The following is an 18017-nucleotide window of genomic DNA, read 5'->3' as shown; positions in this document are numbered from 1 at the left end:
CTATCCGCGATTGCGCCTCCCGACTGCACACCAGTGCGGTGTGCAGAACGCGGTATAGCCGCTGAGTTCGACAGTTGTTCGAGCCGGACGATGGTGCATGCCCCCGAGAGCATGGCGGGAGGCGAAAGTCGGGGCGTCAGCGCGTGGGTAGGCGACTCCCAACCCGGCGGGCACCAGGGCCTGGCACAGTCGTCACGTCGTCCGCGTGGCGCGTCGCCGGGGCCCGCTTTCGTGAGCCTCCGCGACTCGCGGGTTCGGTCGGAACCTTGTCCGTCGGGTGGGGCGTGTCGAGGAGGGGTATGGCAATCCCGCCCTCATCGTCCGGCACTTCGATGTCCCAGAGCTGGTTCTCCGCTTCCACGAGGGCTTGCTGGACCTCCCTCACCGCGTCCTCCCCCGAGTAGGGCGGCAACTGCGCCAGCCGCGCGCGCAAGAGGCCCTCCAACTCCGATGCCGTGGCGAAGCGCTCCGAGGGCTCGGGCCTCAGCAGCGTGTGGAGGATGTCGCGCAGGGGCACGGACAGTCCCTCCGCCGCGCGTTCCACGTCCACGGAGCGGTAGGACATGGCGCACCGGATGATGTCCTCCGCGAGTTCCGTACTGCTAACTCTCAACCCTGAGCTGTTCGATTGGACGGGGGCAACTCCACACCGCTTCCTCGGTTGCTGCGACGCGCGGGCATCACGCGTGAGCAGGGCTGCATTGGTTGGCATGATCTCCGCCACACCTACGGCAGCCATCTCGCTATGCGCGGCGTACCGCTCAAGGTCATCCAGGAGCTGATGGGCCACGCGGAGATCGCGATGACCCTGCGGTATGCCCACCTCGCTCCAGAAGCCCGGGAGAGCGCGGTTCAGCAACTCGACAGGCCCGTGCCTCGGTTCCATCCGGCGCCGGAGGGGCACATTGGGGGCACATGACGCTGACAGAATGAAAAACGGCCCAGCAACCCGTTGAGATTGCTGGGCCTGACGGTGTGCCGAAGGCGGGATTCGAACCCGCAACCTCCGCGTTCTGAGCGCGGCGCCTCTACCAAGATTGGGCTACCCCGGCGTGATGCTGAGAAGAGTCGGGACGGCTGGATTCGAACCAGCGACCTCGCGCGCCCGAGGCGCGCGCTCTGACCAGACTGAGCTACGTCCCGATGTGTTGTGAGCCATCGAGGGAGGACCCGGACATGACTGAGGCCGGGTCCCCCCTCGGGAGCCCGGCCTCTGGCCCTGCGTCTCCCGGGTTTCCGGGAGGCGGGGTCAGGTGCCGGGTGGACTGCCGTGGAAGGAGGCGATCGCCAACTCCAGGCTGTCTGGGGCGGGGTCCATGTCGATGGGTAGGTTCGGGGTCTGCTCGTCGCGCATCGTCATGGTCACCGCTCCTTTCGGGGATGACTGACGCCGCGCGAATCCGTTCCTGACAAGTCCCCTGGATGCGGAGCCGCGCAGCGCGAGTGCTGCTTGAAGAAGTCCCACATGAAGGTGGAGCCGTCGGGCCCCTCGGGGTCCGCGAACGGGTAGGCGGCGTTACCGCCCGGCCACGCGTGGCCCATACCCTCAATCTCATACTGCTGGACCAGGAGCACGCCGCCGGAGACGTAGTTCCTCACCGTGTACTTGCGGCCTCCCGGCGAGGTGGCGGGACGAGCACCGGCACCTTCCCGCGCGGCAGGGCCCGAATCCATCAGCGCTTGGAGCCGGGCCTTCGCGAGCAGATCCACGTAGGCCTGCTTCTGGGCCTGGGGCCCTGGGGGAGCGGTCGTCGAGCGAGGCAGGGCGCGGGGGGGCTCCGTGCCGCACCTGGGGGTGACGGTCGCGGAGATTCCGGGCAACATCGCGCGAGACACCCCGCACGCGAAACACCACGATGCATCCATGACGGCGCCGGCAACGCGAAGCAGGGCAGGGCTCCTCACCGCCGTCGGGCTGGTGGCGATGCTCGCCTTCGTCTACAGCCCGGTGCTGCGCGGACAGGTGCTCGCGAGCCGGGACGTGTTCCGCATCTTCTTCCCGGACTCGGCCTTCCTGCTGGAGTCGCTGGGCTCCGGCGAGCTGCCGCTGTGGAACCCATACATCCGCCTGGGCCAGCCCTTCGCGGCCACGCTCTACTCGCAGGTGTACTACCCGCCGCGCTGGGCGGCGGTGCTGCTGGCCGGCCCCATCGTGTCCATGACGGTGCTGCAAGTGGCCCACGCGGTGCTCGCTGCGACGGGCGTGTTCCTCCTGTGCCGCCGGCTGCGGGCGTCCTGGCCCGCGTCACTGGTGGCGGGCGCGATGTTCGGCCTGTCTCCCATGATGACGGGGCTGGGCCCCCAGCAGAACGTCGTCGACGCCGCCGCGTGGAGCGGCTTCATCCTGTGCGCCGCGTATGACGTCGCGCACCGCCCGGGGCGCGGCCCCTTCCTCCGGCTCGCGGCGTACTCCGCGCTGTCACTCTTCACCGGCTCGCCCGAAACGACGCTGTGGCAGGGGCTGGTCGCGGTGCTGGTGGCGGGGGCTGGCGCGCGCAAGGTGCCGCGTGAGCGCGCCGGGGCCGTGGTGCGCGTGGCGGGAGGGTTCGCGCTGTCGGCGGTGCTCGCGGCGGTGGCGCTGCTGCCGACCGCGGAGCTGGCCCGGAGCTCGTCGCGCCTGCACAGCGACTGGGCCGGCCAACTCACCTGGTCCATGTCCTGGCCCCAGGTGCTGTCCGCGCTGTGGCCGCTCGCGGACTGGCCCCGGGGCGCGTACTGGGGCGAGGATCAGTGGTTCATCCTCACCCTGTTCCTGGGCACCGTGTCCTGCGCGCTCGCGGTGCTCGGGGCCGTCCGCGGGCCCCGGCGCGGCAGGGCCTTCGCGCTGGGCGCGCTCGTGCTGGTGTTGCTGAGCCTGGGCCGGAACTTCGCGCCCGCGGCCTGGGTGCTCCAGGGCGTGCCCCCGTTCTCCTTCTTCCGCTATCCGGCGAAGTACTTCGTGGGGGCGGCGTTCTGTCTCGCCGTGCTGTCCGCCTTCGGCCTGGACGCGGCGGCGAGGCTCGCGCGCCGCGTTCGTCCCTCGCGCCTTCACGCGGCCGTGGCCTTCGTCGCCATGGTGGGCGCCATCGCCGCCATCGGGCCTGTGGCGCGCCTCCTTCCCATGCGGGCCTCGGCCGAGGCGGGGGCGCCGTGGGTGCCCTTCTGTCTGGGATTGGCGGTGCTCGTGGTGTTCGTGCCGCTCGGGGCCTTCGCGCGGCCCCGGCGGGTCCGGTACGGGCTGGCGGCGCTCGCGGTGCTGGAGCTGGCGGCGGCGCACGCGCTGCTGGGCGTCCCGACGTACACGCCCCTGGAGCCCCTGCTCAAGCCCCTGACGATGCGGCCCCTGCTTCCCCAGCCCTTCCAGGGGCGCATCAGCACGGACGTCAACGGGCCCGCCGACCCGACGCTGGGCGTGGCGTCGAACACGATTGAGCGCAGCCTGGATCGGCTGATGCCCAACCGCTTCGTGGAGGCACGTCTGCCCGCGCTGGAGGGCAACGGCGCGCCGGAGCCGCTGTACTCGGAGGAGTTCCACCTGGCGGGGAAGCGGAGCATCTACGACCTCGTGGGCATCACGCACTACGTGCGCTGGGGACCGCCTCCCTTCGACGACCTGGAGTTGCTCTCCCAGGTGGAGGACGGCACCACGCTGTCCCGCACGGGCACCGCACTGCCCCAGGCCTTCCTGGTGCAACGTGCCCGGGTGGTGACGGATGAACAGGCACTCGAAGCGGTGAGCGACCCGGCCCAGCCCTTCCGTGACACCGCCTTCCTGGCGTCCGGCGAGGCGCTGGAGCGGCCCCGGTGCGGGGGCTCCGTGAGCCTGGAGCGCCACGGCGCGCAGCGCCTGGAGTTGAAGGTGGACGCCTGTGACGACAGCTACCTCATCGTCACCGACAGCCACTATCCGGGCTGGGTCGCGACGGTGGATGGGGAGGAGGTCCCGGTGCATCGCGCGAACCTCGCCGTGCGGGCCGTGAGGGTTTCGCGCGGCGCCCACGTCGTCCGCTTCGACTACCGGCCCTGGAGCTTCCGCGTGGGGCTGGCCCTGTCTGTGCTGGGGGGATTGGGGCTCGTGGGGGTGGCGTTCTGGCGTCCACGCAGAAGGCCTGCCGCGGCGGTGTGATGGGCGGAAGGCTCAGCCTGGAGGTGGGAACCGGCTGTGCCAGTCGCGCTACTCCGCCGCGACCGGTGTCACGGCGGAGAGGCTCACGAAGGCATCCCGCTTCACCCCATGCTTCCTGAAGTCCTGCACCGCCCGGGCGAGCGTGGCCGCCAGCAGGCCCAGGAAGGGCAGGTGCTCGCCGCCTTCACAGGTGGCCTGCCCCTGGGTGTCCTCGGCGTCCGGGACGAAGCGCTCGTCCCAGCGCACCAGTCCGAACGTCCCGTCCGCGGACACCGCGCCGTGCACCAGCGGCGTGCCCGCCTTCCGGGCGTGGTCGCTGAGCAGCTGGCGGCTGTCCTGGTTGTCGAAGGCGTCCACCAGCAGGTCCGCGCCCTTGCACAGCGCCTCCACGTTGTCGCGCGTGAGGCGCACGCCGAAGGACTCCGCCTTCACGCCGTGCAGGTTGTGGAGCTGGAGCTTCAGCGCCTCCGCCTTGTTCTTGCCGACGGACGGCTTCACGTAGGCCTGCGACAACAGGTTCTTCGACTCCACGCGGTCGAAGTCGATGAACACCAGCGTCGCATCCAGGTTGCGACACAGCAGGGCCGCCGTGGAGCCGATGGCCCCCACTCCGCAGAAGACGATGCGCATGGTGGCCCTCAACGCGCCCCGAAGGGCACCTTCGGACGCAGGTAGATGCGCTCCTCACCGTGGTCGCCCCGGAAGCGGTCCACGACGTAGTGCTGGAAGGCGTCCTCGCCCAGGTGGATGCGGTGCAGGCCGGGCACGCCGCCGGAGCGCACCAGCTCCACCGCGATGCGCCGCACGTCCGCGTCGCTGATGTAGCGCTCCATCTCCATCGGCACGTCCGCCGACAAGCCGTCATAGGTGATGTTGAGCGTGGCCATGGTGGGCGTCCTCCGGGAAGAAGCGCGGTCCGGCAGGGACCGCGTGGGCCCGGGACGTCACGGCCAGGGGCTTCCTGACGGGCCTGGACCGTGCCAGCAGCCAGGCGGCCCGTGCGAAGGGGCCGCGAAGGCGTCCGGTCCGAGTTCATTCCCGACGTGCCCGGTGGACCTCCGTCCCTCGCCTTGCCGCCGGGCCGTGCACAGTGTTGGGCTCCAGGAGGAGCACAACCCATGGAGTCACCCCCGGCACAGCATCCCTGGAACGTGACACCCACGGAGGCCGTGGCGCTGCAGAAGCGCCTGCGTGAACAGCTCATCCTCCAGCCACCTCCGGGCCTGAAGGTCACGCGGCTGGCGGGCGCGGACATCTCCACGGAGAAGGGCAACGACACGGGCTATGGCGGCATGGTGGTGCTGGACGCGACGACGCTGCTGCCCCTCGCGCGGGCGGTGGCCGCGGTGCCGCTGTCCTTCCCCTACGTCCCGGGGCTGCTGTCGTTCCGCGAGCTGCCCGTGCTGGCGGCCGTCTGGGAGCGGCTGACGGTCCGTCCCGACGTGCTCGTCTTCGACGGCCAGGGGACCGCGCACCCGCGCCGGCTGGGCATCGCCTGTCATGGAGGGCTTCTCTTCGACGTGCCCTCCATCGGCTGCGCCAAGTCCCTCCTGGTGGGCACGCCCGGCCGGCTCGCGGAGCGCCGGGGGGCCACCTCCCCCATCACCCACAAGGGGGAGGTGGTGGGCATGGCGGTCCGCACGCGCCAGGGCGTCAGCCCCGTCTTCGTCTCCCCTGGCCACCGGATGGACCTGGAGACCGCCGTGGAGTGGGTGCTGAAGGCCAGTCCCCGCTACCGTGAGCCGGAGACGACGCGCCACGCGCACCGGCTGGTCAACGCCTTCCGCCGGGCCGGCGGCGAGGCGGCGGAGCTGGGGGAGGGGAGCCCCGGATGAAGTCCCTGGGATTGACGCTGGTGGTGGCGGGCCTGGGGCTCGTGGTCGTGGGGGTGCTCGTCTGGGCCGGGGCCTTCTCCTGGTTCGGCCGGCTGCCAGGGGACATCCGCGTGGAGAGCGGGCACACGCGCTTCTTCGCCCCGCTCACGTCCATGCTGCTCGTGTCCGTGCTGCTCAGCCTGGGCGCCTGGGTGCTGCGCCGGTTCTTCTAGGCGCTCCTCCTTCGGCGGCCGTGGGCGGTTTTCAGCTCAAGGATGGACGGGCTCGCCGTCTGTCCGGCGGGACCTGCCTCCATGGGTTGCCTGCCTGCTGCCCGGGCGGACAGGAGGGGGCTCGTCCTGGTGCCGCCAGGGTGGGCGCCAGCCGGACGGGGAGTGGATCCGCGCCGGTGAACCGCGCAGCATGCGGCCCCTGTCTTCCCGGCCCCGCCCGGGAATGGACGCGGCATTTGAAAATGAGGCGGCGGACAGGCCGTCAGGAGCGAGCATGCGCAGGTTGTCATCCCCGTTGAGCGAGCTGGCGTCGCACTACCCCGTGGTCGTCGTGGGGTCCGGGTATGGCGGTGGCATCTCCGCCAGTCGCCTGGCTCGCGCGGGCCAGCAGGTCTGCGTGCTGGAGCGCGGTCGTGAGCTGCACCCCGGCGAGATGCCGCGCACACCCAAGCAGGCGCTGGACGAGTTCCAGCTCCACTGCGCGCCGGGCCAGGGCGACCTGGACGTTGGCAGCCCCACCGGCCTCATCGAGGTGCACCGCAACGGGGACGTGTCCGTCATCAACGGGTGCGGCCTGGGCGGCACGTCGCTCATCAACGCCAACGTGACGATGCGGCCGGATCCGCGCGTGTTCGAGGACCCGCGCTGGCCCGAGGCCCTGCGCGCCGACGTGCACGGCCTGCTGGAGGATGGCTTCGCGCACGCGGAGCTGATGCTGCGGCCCCTGCCGTACCCGGAGGACCACCCGCCGCTGCAGAAGCTCAAGACGCTGGGCATCTCCGCGCAGAAGCTGGGCGGCCGGCTGATGCGGCCGCCCCTGGCCGTGACGTTCGAGGCGGGCGTCAACGCCGCGGGCGTGCGGCAGCCGGGGTGCTCGCTGTGCGGCGACTGCTCCACCGGCTGCAACACCGGCGCGAAGAACACCGTGCTGATGAACTACCTGCCGGACGCGCACGCGCACGGGGCCCGCATCTTCACGGAGGTGTCGGTGCGCGCGGTGGTGCCGGACGGCGCGAAGTGGCGCGTCTACTACCGTCCCCACCACACCGGCCGCGAGCGCTTCGACGCGCCCGACGCGTGGCTCACCGCCGACCGGGTCATCCTGGCGGCCGGCACCATGGGGACCGCGGAGATCCTCCTGCGCTCGCGCGAGCAGGGCCTGTCCGTGTCCTCGAAGCTGGGCCACCGCTTCAGCAGCAACGGCGACGTGCTGGCCTTCGGCTACAACCTGGACATGCCCGTCCACGGCGTGGGCCACGGGGAGCAGGACCACGAGACGCGAGACCCGGTGGGCCCCTGCATCACGGGCGCCATCGACCAGCGCGACACGGCGCGGCTGGACGAGGGGATGATCATCGAGGAGGGCGCCATCCCTGGCGCGCTGGCCTCGCTGATGCCCGCGGCGCTCGCGGGCGCGTCCGCGATGGTGGGCGAGGACACCGACGAGGGCATCCTGGACTGGGTGCAGGAGCGGATCCGTCAGGCGGACAGCCTGGTGCGCGGGCCGGAGCATGGCGCGGTGGAGCACACGCAGACGCTGATGGTGATGTCCCACGACGAGGCGAAGGGCGAGCTGCGGCTGGAGCACGACCGCGTGCGCCTGCACTGGCCGGACGCGGGCCGCGACCCCCAGCTGGTCCGGGTGGAGGAGCGCCTGCGCCGGGCCACCGCCGCGCTGGGCGGCACCTACGTGCGCTACCCGCTCTGGACGGAGGCCTTCGGCAAGGAGGTGCTCTGCACGCACCCGCTGGGCGGCTGCGTGATGGCCGAGCGCGCCGAGGACGGCGTGGTGGACCACGAGGGGCGCGTCTTCTCCGGGGCCTCCGGCCGCGCGGTGCACGAAGGGCTGTACGTGTCCGACGGCTCGGTGGTGCCGCGCTCGCTGGGCATCAACCCCCTGCTCACCATCTCCGCGGTCGCCGAGCGGGCCTGCGCGCTGATGGCCCGCCGCCACGGCTGGACCATCGACTACGCGCCGCTGCCGGAGGCCGACACCCGTCAGGCCCCCGGGCCCGTGGGCGTGCGCTTCACGGAGACGATGCACGGCTTCATCTCCGGCGCGGTGGCGGCCCCGTTCCTGGAGGCCGGGGACCCGAAGCGCGACGACGCCACGCCCCTGCGCTTCATCCTCACCGTGACGGCGGAGGACCTGGAGGCGACGCTGCGCGACGAGCACCACCCCCTGAAGCTGATGGGCACGGTGACGGCGCCCGTGCTCTCCCCGCGCCCGCTGGTGGTGACGAAGGGAGAGCTGCGCCTGATGACGCGCGAGCACGCCCGGCCGGGCGGCCAGCGGATGGAGTACCTGATGAACCTGCTCAGCGAGGCAGGCGAGCGGTACTACCTGGAGGGCTACAAGGACCTCTACGACGATCCGGGCCCGGACCTGTGGAAGGACACCACCACGCTGCTCGTCTCCCTGCACCGGGGAGACGGGCCCTCGGCGCCGTGCATCCACCGGGGCTTCCTGCGCCTGTCGGCGGCGGAGTTCACCCGGCAGCTCACCACCCTGCGGGTGCTCAACGCCCACGACGGCATGCAGCGGGCGGAGGCGCTGGGCCGCTTCGGGAGCTTCTTCTTCGGCGCCCTCTGGGAGACCTACGGCCTGCGAGTGGCTGCCTAGCAGCCGGGCAGACGGCTCTCCGTTCCGCAGGCCGCGATGGCGTGCCCTCCGGGGTGGGCATGGGCACCCTGTTTCCCACCGGGACCGACAGGGAGGACCCCATGGCTGAAGACCGTGACCCGCAGCGCCGCTCGGGCGCACCCCAGGGCGAGGAGCGTGCGGAGGAGCAACGCGAGCCGTCCATCGAAGAGCGGCGTGCGCGGCGCAGTGCGATGCGAGCAAGTCAGACCTATGCCCGCTTCATCGACCATCTGTGCGAACGGGGAGGCATGTCGCCCGCCGTCGCCCAACAGGCGGCCGTCTCCGTCCTCTGTGGACTGGAGCAGCGGCTGTACGCGGAGGAGGCGCACGACCTGGAGGCCCAGCTCCCCCGCAAGCTGACGGAGCTGCTGCACCGGTGCGAACGCCACGACGCCGAATCCCGCCCGGAGAAGTTCGGGCGCGATGAGCTGCTCAAGCAGGTGGGGGAGGACCTCGCCCTGCACCCGGACTCCGTGGAGCCGGTGGTGCGCGCGGTGATGGACTCCGTCCGCCATCAAATCAGCGAAGGCGAGGCGGAGGACGTGAGCGCGCAGCTGCCGCAGGACATCCGCCACCTCTGGCTGCCGACGATGTGAGGCGGGGCCTGCCCGACGGTGTGTCGGGTGGGCTCCATCCTTTCGCACGCGGGCGGTACGTGGCGCGTGTCAGGGGGGAGCAGGTGCCTTAAGGTCTCCGGCGCACCCCGCCGGAGATTCCATGGCCCTCGATGATGACTTCAGCGCCGCCCAGACCCGGGTGAAGACGCTGCCCAAGGCTCCCTCCAACGACACGTTGCTGGAGCTGTACTCGCTCTACAAGCAGGGCACCGAAGGGGACGTGCAGGGCAAGCGCCCCGGCATGCTCGATATCAAGGGCCGCGCGAAGTACGACGCCTGGGACAAGCGCAAGGGGCTGGCGAAGGACGCCGCGAAGCAGCAGTACGTGGCGCTGGTGGACCGGCTGCTGCGCGGTTAGTCGCTCCTCCCCATGCCCCGCTGGCTCAGCCTCGCGTTGTTCCTCGTGCCGGTCATCTCGCTGCTCGCGGTGGCCCACGTCTACCTGTACCGCCGCCTCGTGCGGGACGTGACCGCGCGCCGGGGACTGCGCCGCGCCGGGATCGCGCTGTTCGCCGGGGGCTTCGTGGGCTCCGTGGGGGCCCGCATGCTCGGCGCGATGTTCTCCTCCGAGGTGGCCCGGACGGTGGGCATCGTGCTGCTGCTGTGGATGGGGCTGGTGCTCTACCTGCTCATGTTCACGCTGCTGCTGGACGTGGGCGGCCGGCTCCTCGCCCGCGTGCGCAAGGCGCCGGAGCCCGCGTCACCGCGGCGCCGTGCCTTCCTCACGACGGGCGTGGCGGCGGGCGCCGCGGTGGCTGGCGCGACGGTGAGCACCTACGGCGCCTGGCGCGCCTTCCATCCTCCGGACGTGCGGGACATCCCGGTGCGGCTGCCCCGGCTCCCCAAGGCGCTGGAGGGCTTCACGCTGGTGCAGCTCACGGACATCCACATCGGCGGGGTGTTGCAGCGCCGCTTCGTGGACGAGCTGGTGGCGCGCACCAACGCGCTCAAGCCGGACCTCATCGCGGTGACGGGGGACCTGGTGGACGGCACGGTGACGGAGCTGGGGCGCTACGTGGGAGGCTTTGGCGCGCTCAAGGCCCGGCACGGCGCGTACTTCATCACCGGCAACCACGACTACTACTCGGGCGCGGATGCGTGGGTGGCGTTCATGCAGGGCCTGGGCATCAACGTGCTGCGCAACCGCTCCGTGTCCATTGGCGACGCGGGCGCTTCCTTCGACCTGCTGGGCGTGGACGACTGGAGCGCCCGGAGGCTGGGCGAGCCCGGGTATGACCTGGACGCGGCGATGCGCGGGCTGCGGCCGGAGCGCGCGTCGGTGTTGCTGGCGCACCAGCCCTCCAACTTCGAGGAGGTCGCCCGCCGAGGCGTGGGCCTCCAGGTCTCGGGACACACGCATGGCGGCCAGATGTTCCCCGGCAACGTGCTGGGGCACCTCATCTGGGGCGAGCAGAACGCGGGCCTGAGCCGGCTGGGTGACTCGCAGCTCTACGTCAGCCGGGGCTGTGGCTTCGTGGGCCCGCCCATGCGCGTGGGCGCGCCGCCGGAGATTGCCCGCATCATCCTGCTTCCGGGCTGAGCCGCCGGGGCCGCCCGTAGAGGAGCCCCGACGCGAGCCGCAGCGGCGCGGCCCACGGCGGCTCCTGCCGCACGAGCACGTCCTCGCCACGGACCCGGGCCACCATGCCGTCGGGCGCCACCACCGAGAAGCGCAGCGGCCGGCCCAGCGCGGCCTGGAGCGCGGCCATCGTCGTCTCGTCCTCCGACGAGAAGCCGAGCGGCCCCTCGGGGTGGCTGTGGGTCACCTCCACCAGCGTATCCCGCAGGCTCCAGATGGCCTCCCACCGTGCCCGGGAGTCCGGCAGCGCCAGGGGGTCGTCGAACGAGTCGCCCCACAGCACCGCGTCCCCGGGCCCGATGAGCAGGCACACCTCACGCGTCGACATGAATCCCTCCCCGTCCCGGGGGCCGTGTGTCCTCAGACATGCCGGGTGATGACCAGCGAGCCCGTGTCGATGGCTTCCTTCAACACGGACGGCAGGCTCTCCAGCGTCACCCGCGCGTCCGCGCCCGCCAGGCACACGCCCGCGTCGCGCACCCGCAGCGTCGCCATCTCCACCACCGTGATGAAGCGCTCGCCCATGAAGCCGTAGACCACCTCCATCAGGCCTCCACCCAACCGGCGGTGGTCGAGCATCCGCGCGCCGGCCTTGTTCAACGCGCGCTCCGCCCACTCACCGGATGCGGACTCCGCGCGCCGCTGCTGGCCGGGCGTGAGGGCCGTCCCGCTCCAGGTTTCGTGCGACCGACGCGCCTCCGCGTTCCAGCGGAGGTCCTGGAGGGTCCGCTCCCGCTCCGACAATGCGCGCTCCAACGACAGGGCCTCCATGTCCCGGTGGGCCTGCTGCCGCGCCTGCGCACGCAGGAAGTGGGCGCGCGCGTCCGCGAGCCGCCGCAGACACGCCTCCGCCCCCTCGCGCCCGCCCTGGGCGACTTCAAGCACGCGCGCGCGGGCCTCCGCTGGCGCGAAGGGGATGCCCGTCCCGCGCGAAGCGACCTCCAGCAGGGCGAAGCCGAACGCCGCGCGCAGGGAGGCGCCCACGCCGCGCGCCTCCCCCAACGGACGGTCCTCCTCCAGCGCACGCCGCGCCTGCTCCTCGGCCTCGCTCTCGAACTCCACGCCCTCGAAGACGAGCGTGCCGTCATGCCAGCGGCGCGCCGTCACCGGGGACAGGCGCGGCGGCTGCTCCTCCGGCATCAACGCCAGGGGCTCCGCCACCGCGCCCTCGCGCACCAGCCGCGTGCCCCACAGGTGGCCCCGCACGCGCGGCCGGGCCTCCAGGCCCTCCGCGGAAGCCGGCTCGCGCGCGGTGGCCTGACGGCCCTTCAGCTCGAAGCGCCACCAGCCCGGTTCGACGGGCGTGGTGACGTGCAGGCGGCGTGAAGGCGCGTCCACGGTCCCGCCGCCGAAATACGGCAGCACCGCCGACTCCACCTTCCCGAGCAGCTTCCGGTAGTCCACGCCCCTGCCTCCTTCACGCCACCTTCAAGAGGGGCGTGCTCATCACCCGGTCCACCCAGCCGGACTGGCGGGCTCCCGCCATGCGCGGCGCGTCCATCAACGTCTGGAGCACGCGCGGCACCTGGTAGGGGTCCGCGAACTGCCCCACGCTCACCTCGCTGAAGGGCACGCCCAGCTGCGACGCTCCCGTGCGCACGGTGTTGCCGCGCGCCCCCGCCACGCTCACCAGCAGCGCCATCGCCGCCACGGTGTAGCCGCACCCGTGGAAGGCCTTGGCGAACTGGTCGCCCGCCTCGCCCGCCTCGTCGCCCACCACCATCACCACCAGCTTCGCCTCCGCCGGGATGCGCACGCCCGCGCGATGCAGCGCGTGCACCGCCGCCCCGTGCGTCGTGCCGCCCGAAGCCTTCAGGTCGGCCAGCATGTGCTGCACCGCCGTGCGGTTGGCCGCCTTGGGCTTGAGCACCGTGCCCATGGTGTCGAACGCCGCGATGTGGAGCTTGTCCATCGGGAAGCCCGCGAGGATGCGCGACAGCGCCTCCTTCGACTGCTCGATGGCGCCCTCCATGGACCCCGACTTGTCGATGAGGAACATCACCCGCACGTCCAGCTCCGCCGTGGCCTGGGCCACCGCCTGTCGCGCGGCGTTGTCGCTCGCCTCCTCCAGCTTCTTGCGCAGGTCCTCGCCCCGGACGTTCTTCGCGATGTTCAGCGACCGCTGATCCGTGGCGCGCGACACCGCCCGCTCCCAGCGCGCCTTCACGCTCGGCTCCTCCAGCAGGCCCAGCTCCTCCAGCGTGGGCGTCATCAGCCGCAGGTCCCGGTCCGACAGCGACGGCAGCAGCGTCGCCAGGATGGCGGGCGTGAGCCCCACGTCCTTCGGCAGGCGGCCCACGACCTCCTTGTAGGAGAGGCGCTCCAGTTCAATCCACTCGCAGATCTCCGCTTCGCTGAGCCCGTCGAAGCGCTCGCGCTTCACCAGCGTGAGCCCCTGGAGGCCCACGTCACGGTGCCCCGCGTCCGCCTGCTTCTGCTTCCAGCCGAGCACTTCGAAGAAGCCCTGCGACATGGGCTTGTAGCCGGCCTTGCGCGCCAGCTTCTTCAGCGTCTCCTTGTAGCCGGCCTTCACCAGGCCCTGGAGCATGGGCAGGTTCGCCTCGCGCGCGGCCAGCCACTTCTGCGCCACGCGCTTCCAGCGACCCAGGGGCGGCTTGTGCGACGCGGGGTCTCCGAAGCCCGCCTCGCGGTTGAGGCGCGCGATCTCAGGCACCTCCAGCAGCTCCGCCACGCGCAGCACCGCCTTGGGCGTGAGCATGCGCGTGGAGCGGCGCACGTAGTGCAGCACCATGGCCTCGCCAATGGCGCGGTAGTCGTCGTCGTGGAAGGCCACCTGGCCCTGGCCGTCGCGCACGGGCAGGCCCGCGTGCTGCTGCACCAGCATCAGCGCGCAGGTGGCGACCTTCAGGTCGCGCCAGTCCGTCTGCGTCAGCGCGTACGACGCGAAGTGCGCCATCAGGGTGGGGTTCAGGCGGTACAGCTCCAGCAACTGGCCGTACAGCTTCACCGCCGCGGGCACGAACAGGCCCGGCGCCACCTTGGGCCAGCGCGCGCGGGCCTGGGCGGACGCGTGCGCCGCGGCCTCCCAGGTGCCGGACACGTTCAGGCCGGGGCGGTGGTGCCACAGGTGGGCGGAGCCACCGAGCACCACGTCGAGCAGTCGCTCGGCCGGTCCCCGCTGCGTCTCCGGAAGGGTCGTCTGGGTGCGCGTCGTCATGGCGGTCCCCTTTCGGGACGTCGGGACAAAGGACGGAGGCATGCCCGGGAAGGGCAGCCAGGGGTGGAAGGGAAGGGTGAGCGCCCGAGTGAGGAAGCCGGAAGGCTGAATTAACGGTTCAGTGTCGGACCGCCGACGGGCTCCCCGCCCTTTCGAGCGGGGAGATGGAGTCGAACCATGGCTTGTAGGGCCTCTTCGGCCGGGCGCTCGAAAGCGATGCGCCCCTGGACGCCTCCCCGGCCGGATTCCTGACGGGGGATTTCCCCAGGTCTTTCCGTGGGTTTTCGCGCCTCCTTGTAGGGCGCCGGCCACCCCGAACTTTTTCGCGGAGGGGGCGTCAGGAACGCGTGGGGGGCCGCGTCGAGGCATTCCAGGTGCTCCCGACTGTCCGGTGGTTCCGGTCCGCGGGCGCCCACGACTTCATGGGAGGCTGTCCGCGGATGCCAACGTGGTACCTTGCCGCGCCACATCCCCGTAACCCAACCTCCCGGGATGACGCCTGTCCCGGGGCAGCCTCCAGGGCCTTCCGGTGTACGAGCAGCTCACGGATGAGGAATTGTTCGCGGAGGTGTCCCGCCGCCGCACCACGGGCGAGCCCGTGGGCAACCCCTTGGGGGCCCTCTGCGCGCGATGGGCGCGCCCGGCCCGCTACGTCATCAGCAGGATTCAAGGCAGCTACGGGCGCGGTTCGCCGGCGGACGCCGACGAGCTGTTCCAGGACGCGGTGGGGAAGTTCCTCGACCGGGGCCTGGATCAGTTCCGCGGCGTGTCCGAACAGATGCCGGGCAGGAGCGCGTCTCCCAAGACGTTCTTCCTGCGCATCGTCAAGCACGTCGCCATCGACTTCTACCGGCGACACCGGGAGGAGCTGGCGCCCGCGTCGGCCTCGCCCGACGACGTCATGGAAGAGACCCCGTCCGAGGTGGCCCGGGCGGTGGAGGGCGCACGGCGTCGCGAGGAGCGCGCCGAGGCGCAGGAGCTGTATTGGGCCGCCTACGCCAGGCTCCAGCAGGAGCACCCCAAGGAGGCTTCAGCATGGGAGCTGTATCACCACGAGGACGTGGAGGATCACGAGGAATGCGCACGGCGTTTGGACATCAGCGTGGTGAATTCGTACAAGCGCGTCAGCCGCGCCCAGGCCTACCTGCGCCTGTACCTGCTGGAGTTGCAGCGGGACGGTCAGCCGGAAGAGCCGTCGTGAACGCCCCCGGAGGGATGCCGTCCTCCGCCCCGCACGGGATGTCGCGATGAAGGGCGACGCGCTGTCCCGCTATCAGGCCCGTCACGCGCGCCTGGTCGCGGGTCCCGCTCCGGTGGGTGAGCTGTTGGAGGCGGTGGGGGACGTGCTACGGCGCTCGGACAGGCTTGGCACCGACGGGGTGGAAGAGGCCCTGAAGGCCCTGGGCCGCGCGGAGCTGGAAGCCTGGGTGCACGCGCAGAAACCGCAGGCGCTCCAGCCGCTCCTGCTGCGCGCCGCCGAGGAGTCGATGGAGGCCGCGCTGGGCGACGAGGGGGACGAAGCCGACGTGTGGCGCGCCTCCGCGCTGGAAGGACTCGCCGCCCGCGACCGGGCCGCCTCCGCCGCCCGCGCGCTGGCCACCTGGGAGATGCTGAAGGGCCCGCTGGAAGGGGACGCTGGCGCCGCCCGCGAGCGCTTCCTCGGGGCGCTGGGCCACCTGGACACCGCGCTGCGCCCCCGGGCGCGCTGGTTCATCCCCCTCAACACCGAGCGCCGCGCCGAGCGCGACCTGCTGGACCCGGTGGAGCGCCCCGGCGCCTGGTGGTTCTCCGCGCGGGCGGGCTGTGACGACCTGCTGGCGTCCTGGACGGGCAAGCCCCTGAAGGACCCCGAGCACCTGAAGGACTGCGCCGGCTGCCGCGCGGACCGGGCGGAGACCGCGGTGGTGGACACGCCCCCCCGACGGCACCTCACCGAGGACGAGCTGTGGCGCCTGGATGCGGGGCAGATGGGCCGCGAGGAGAAGGCGCGCGTGGAGGCCCACACCGCGTGGTGCGGCGAGTGCGCGCAGGCCGTGCTGGCGCTGGAGGAGGGCGACGCCGCCATCGACGAGGCGCTGGAGCTGGAGGAGGAGGGGCTGTCCGTGCCGCGCGCGGCCCGCGACTCCCGCGCGGACGCTTCCCGTCGCCCGGGGGCGGCCCGCCTGCCGGAACACCGCGAGGTGCTGGAGGAGCGCCGCGACTTCCGCGTGGTGCTGGTGCGCGAGCGTCAACGGGTGAGGCTGCTCGTGCAGCCCCTGGGCACGCGCGCCGTGACGGCCGCCGTCTTCCTGTCGCCGGGGCGTCCGTCGCTCAAGCCGACGCAGGGGCCGGAGGGGTTGTCCTTCGACCTGTCCACGGCGCTGGCCACGGGCGCGCACGCGGCGCACCTCACGGTGCAGGCCGGACAGGAGACGCTGGAGCGCGACTTCGCGTTCTAGCCGTCGTCGGAAGGCACGGGCCGGGGGAGGATTCCCACCGGCCCTTCGTGTTCCCGGGCCTGCTACTGGCGCCGGGAGGGCGGGATGTAGCCCTTGCTGTCGTCATAGGCCTGCGGGGAGCGCACCGGCGGCTTGACGTCGATGTTGAGCGGTTGATCCGAGCGCCCCCGGAAGCCGACGGACAGGAAGGCCGCCACCAGCTGCGTCAGGGGTGGCCGGGTGGCGAGCGCCACGCCGCACACGTCGACCCGGTCCTCCACGCGCCCTCCGTGGCCCTGGACGTAGGCGTTGCAGCCCTTCTCCGTGGACAGGGCGGGATCACGGCGCAGGGTGCGCTGGCTGGGCCCCCAGCGCATGACGAGCGCGTCCGCGCTGAGCCGCACGTAGACCGGCGAACCCCCCCAGGAGCCCTCGATGAGGGTCGCGGCGCCGCCGGCGCGCACCTTCACCTCCAGCTCGCGCACCTCATAGGTGCCGTTCACCTCGATGCCGTGCTCGAAGAGCTCGTCGCCGAAGGAGCCCTTCCACGTCGAGCCCTTGCCACGCACGAGCGGCGTGTTCGTCTCCACACGCTCGCTGTCGAACCAGAAGTGGCCCACCCGGCCCAGGGGCATGTTCTTGCGGCCCCAGATGGGCGGGCCCTCGTCGTCCAGGCCCTGCGGTCCGGAGGGCAGCGCCTGCGGGGCGCTCAGCAGGTCCGTCGTCTTCACCGACGCGTCCACCGCTTCGAAGCGCACGCCGTCCAACCACGCCTGGCCGGTGCCGCTCATGATGAGGCCCGCCATGATGGTGGTGGCCTCCTTCGACACGTCCAGCACCACGTCGTAGCGCTTGCAGCCGTGGGTGCCCACCAGGGCGCGCGACTGCATGTTGTCGAAGGCGAGCGGCTGCTTGGGGTCGGGTCCCTCCACGCGCATCCACAGCCCGGCCCAGCCCTTCACGTCCTGGTGGCGCACGGCGGCGGTGAAGCGCAGGCGCTTGCCCTGGAAGTCCTTCGCGCTGAAGGCCTGCATGAAGGTGCCGAAGCTGTCCGTGGCCTGCGTGCGTGAGCGCAGGAACGCGCTGCGACTGCCCTCGCACGGGGAGCTCGCGTCCACGCCGGCCTCGTAGTGCTGGGGCGCGCTCTCCGTGACGTACCAGCCCCGCGGCAGCTTCGCCTGCGTGGCGCTGGGTGTGGTGGAGGGCAGGCCCTGCGAGGTGGCCGGAGGCGTCGCGGACGGTGTCGTCGTCGCGGCGGACTGTGTCGTCGTCGCAGCGGGCGGTGTCGTCGTCGCGGCGTGTGGAGGTGTCGCGGCGGGCGCGGGCGCCGCCGTGGCCGGTGGGGCCGTGGGCGACTGGGCGTTCGCGAGTGACGCCCACCCCGACAGGAGCAGGCCGAGGATGCGGGTTCGCGGATTCATCGCGGAGCT

General features: G+C 71.9%; 17 protein-coding genes, 2 tRNA genes and 1 pseudogene. 10 read left to right on the top strand and 10 right to left on the bottom strand.

Annotated features, from left to right (window positions below; translation table 11 throughout):
- Nucleotides 1-136 precede the first annotated feature (136 nt).
- Nucleotides 137-565 carry a hypothetical protein gene (locus OV207_RS05895; protein WP_267553321.1) on the bottom strand — a complete coding sequence of 143 codons (429 nt, stop codon included), beginning with the start codon at nt 563-565 and terminating at the stop codon, nt 137-139.
- Nucleotides 566-649: 84 nt separating this feature from the next.
- Here OV207_RS05895 and OV207_RS05890 point away from each other — a divergent pair.
- Nucleotides 650-919, top strand: a pseudogene (locus OV207_RS05890) (tyrosine-type recombinase/integrase); the annotation flags it as partial.
- Nucleotides 920-976: 57 nt separating this feature from the next.
- On the opposite strand, the gene OV207_RS05885 reads toward OV207_RS05890, so the two are convergent.
- The 3 genes from OV207_RS05885 to OV207_RS05875 all read right to left on the bottom strand — a co-directional run bounded on the left by OV207_RS05885 (nt 977) and on the right by OV207_RS05875 (nt 1824).
- Nucleotides 977-1052 (bottom strand) — tRNA-Leu (locus OV207_RS05885).
- A gap of 16 nt (nt 1053-1068) precedes the next feature.
- A tRNA-Pro gene (locus OV207_RS05880) sits at nt 1069-1143 on the bottom strand.
- Between the two features lie 219 nt (nt 1144-1362).
- Complete coding sequence (locus tag OV207_RS05875) at nt 1363-1824, bottom strand: hypothetical protein (protein ID WP_267553319.1); 462 nt, start codon at nt 1822-1824, stop codon at nt 1363-1365.
- A 40-nt stretch (nt 1825-1864) separates the two neighbouring features.
- Between OV207_RS05875 and OV207_RS05870 the strand changes: the two genes are divergently transcribed.
- A complete protein-coding gene (locus OV207_RS05870) occupies nt 1865-4105 on the top strand; it encodes a YfhO family protein (RefSeq protein WP_267553317.1) in 2241 nt (746 codons plus the stop codon).
- A 48-nt stretch (nt 4106-4153) separates the two neighbouring features.
- Here the strand turns inward: OV207_RS05870 and OV207_RS05865 are convergent, their stop codons facing one another.
- Both OV207_RS05865 and OV207_RS05860 read right to left on the bottom strand, forming a co-directional pair.
- Nucleotides 4154-4735, bottom strand: coding sequence for a HesA/MoeB/ThiF family protein (locus OV207_RS05865; protein ID WP_267553314.1), 582 nt, complete (start codon nt 4733-4735; stop codon nt 4154-4156).
- 8 nt (nt 4736-4743) lie between these two features.
- Nucleotides 4744-4992, bottom strand: a complete 249-nt coding sequence (locus tag OV207_RS05860; RefSeq protein WP_267553311.1) for a hypothetical protein — start codon at nt 4990-4992, stop codon at nt 4744-4746.
- 231 nt (nt 4993-5223) lie between these two features.
- Between OV207_RS05860 and nfi the strand changes: the two genes are divergently transcribed.
- The 6 genes from nfi (at nt 5224) to OV207_RS05830 (ending at nt 10953) form a co-directional block, all read left to right on the top strand.
- Nucleotides 5224-5940 (top strand): deoxyribonuclease V, encoded by a 717-nt coding sequence (nfi, locus tag OV207_RS05855; RefSeq protein WP_267553308.1) that lies wholly within the window; start codon nt 5224-5226, stop codon nt 5938-5940.
- Nucleotides 5937-6152, top strand: coding sequence for a DUF2905 domain-containing protein (locus OV207_RS05850; protein ID WP_267553305.1), 216 nt, complete (start codon nt 5937-5939; stop codon nt 6150-6152). The genes nfi and OV207_RS05850 overlap by 4 nt, the downstream gene beginning before the upstream one ends.
- A gap of 274 nt (nt 6153-6426) precedes the next feature.
- Nucleotides 6427-8775, top strand: a complete 2349-nt coding sequence (locus OV207_RS05845) for a GMC family oxidoreductase N-terminal domain-containing protein (RefSeq protein WP_267553304.1) — start codon at nt 6427-6429, stop codon at nt 8773-8775.
- 101 nt (nt 8776-8876) lie between these two features.
- Nucleotides 8877-9392: a DUF2267 domain-containing protein gene (locus tag OV207_RS05840; RefSeq protein WP_267553302.1), complete on the top strand. Its 516-nt coding sequence runs from the start codon at nt 8877-8879 to the stop codon at nt 9390-9392.
- 121 nt (nt 9393-9513) lie between these two features.
- Nucleotides 9514-9771: an acyl-CoA-binding protein gene (locus tag OV207_RS05835; protein WP_267553300.1), complete on the top strand. Its 258-nt coding sequence runs from the start codon at nt 9514-9516 to the stop codon at nt 9769-9771.
- 12 nt (nt 9772-9783) lie between these two features.
- Nucleotides 9784-10953 (top strand): metallophosphoesterase, encoded by a 1170-nt coding sequence (locus tag OV207_RS05830; protein ID WP_267553299.1) that lies wholly within the window; start codon nt 9784-9786, stop codon nt 10951-10953.
- Here the strand turns inward: OV207_RS05830 and OV207_RS05825 are convergent.
- The 3 genes from OV207_RS05825 to OV207_RS05815 are packed head-to-tail and all read right to left on the bottom strand — an operon-like array spanning nt 10934 to nt 14170.
- Nucleotides 10934-11320 (bottom strand): hypothetical protein, encoded by a 387-nt coding sequence (locus OV207_RS05825; protein WP_267553297.1) that lies wholly within the window; start codon nt 11318-11320, stop codon nt 10934-10936. The genes OV207_RS05830 and OV207_RS05825 overlap by 20 nt on opposite strands.
- 32 nt (nt 11321-11352) lie before the next feature.
- Nucleotides 11353-12396: a hypothetical protein gene (locus OV207_RS05820; protein ID WP_267553295.1), complete on the bottom strand. Its 1044-nt coding sequence runs from the start codon at nt 12394-12396 to the stop codon at nt 11353-11355.
- 13 nt (nt 12397-12409) lie between these two features.
- The gene (locus OV207_RS05815; protein WP_267553293.1) at nt 12410-14170 is read right to left on the bottom strand and encodes a VWA domain-containing protein; all 1761 of its coding nucleotides are present in this window, start codon (nt 14168-14170) and stop codon (nt 12410-12412) included.
- Nucleotides 14171-14699: 529 nt separating this feature from the next.
- Between OV207_RS05815 and OV207_RS05810 the strand changes: the two genes are divergently transcribed.
- Both OV207_RS05810 and OV207_RS05805 read left to right on the top strand, forming a co-directional pair.
- Nucleotides 14700-15371: an RNA polymerase sigma factor gene (locus OV207_RS05810; RefSeq protein ID WP_193347279.1), complete on the top strand. Its 672-nt coding sequence runs from the start codon at nt 14700-14702 to the stop codon at nt 15369-15371.
- A 46-nt stretch (nt 15372-15417) separates the two neighbouring features.
- Complete coding sequence (locus OV207_RS05805) at nt 15418-16608, top strand: hypothetical protein (protein WP_267553290.1); 1191 nt, start codon at nt 15418-15420, stop codon at nt 16606-16608.
- Nucleotides 16609-16670: 62 nt separating this feature from the next.
- Here OV207_RS05805 and OV207_RS05800 read toward each other — a convergent pair whose 3' ends face one another.
- Entirely contained in the window at nt 16671-18008 is a 1338-nt protein-coding gene (locus OV207_RS05800; protein ID WP_267553288.1) for an AraC family transcriptional regulator, read from the bottom strand.
- Nucleotides 18009-18017 lie beyond the last annotated feature (9 nt).

The sequence above is a fragment of the Corallococcus sp. BB11-1 genome (assembly GCF_026626625.1).
GTDB lineage: Bacteria > Myxococcota > Myxococcia > Myxococcales > Myxococcaceae > Corallococcus > Corallococcus soli.
This window is presented reverse-complemented; position numbering and strand designations above follow the sequence as displayed.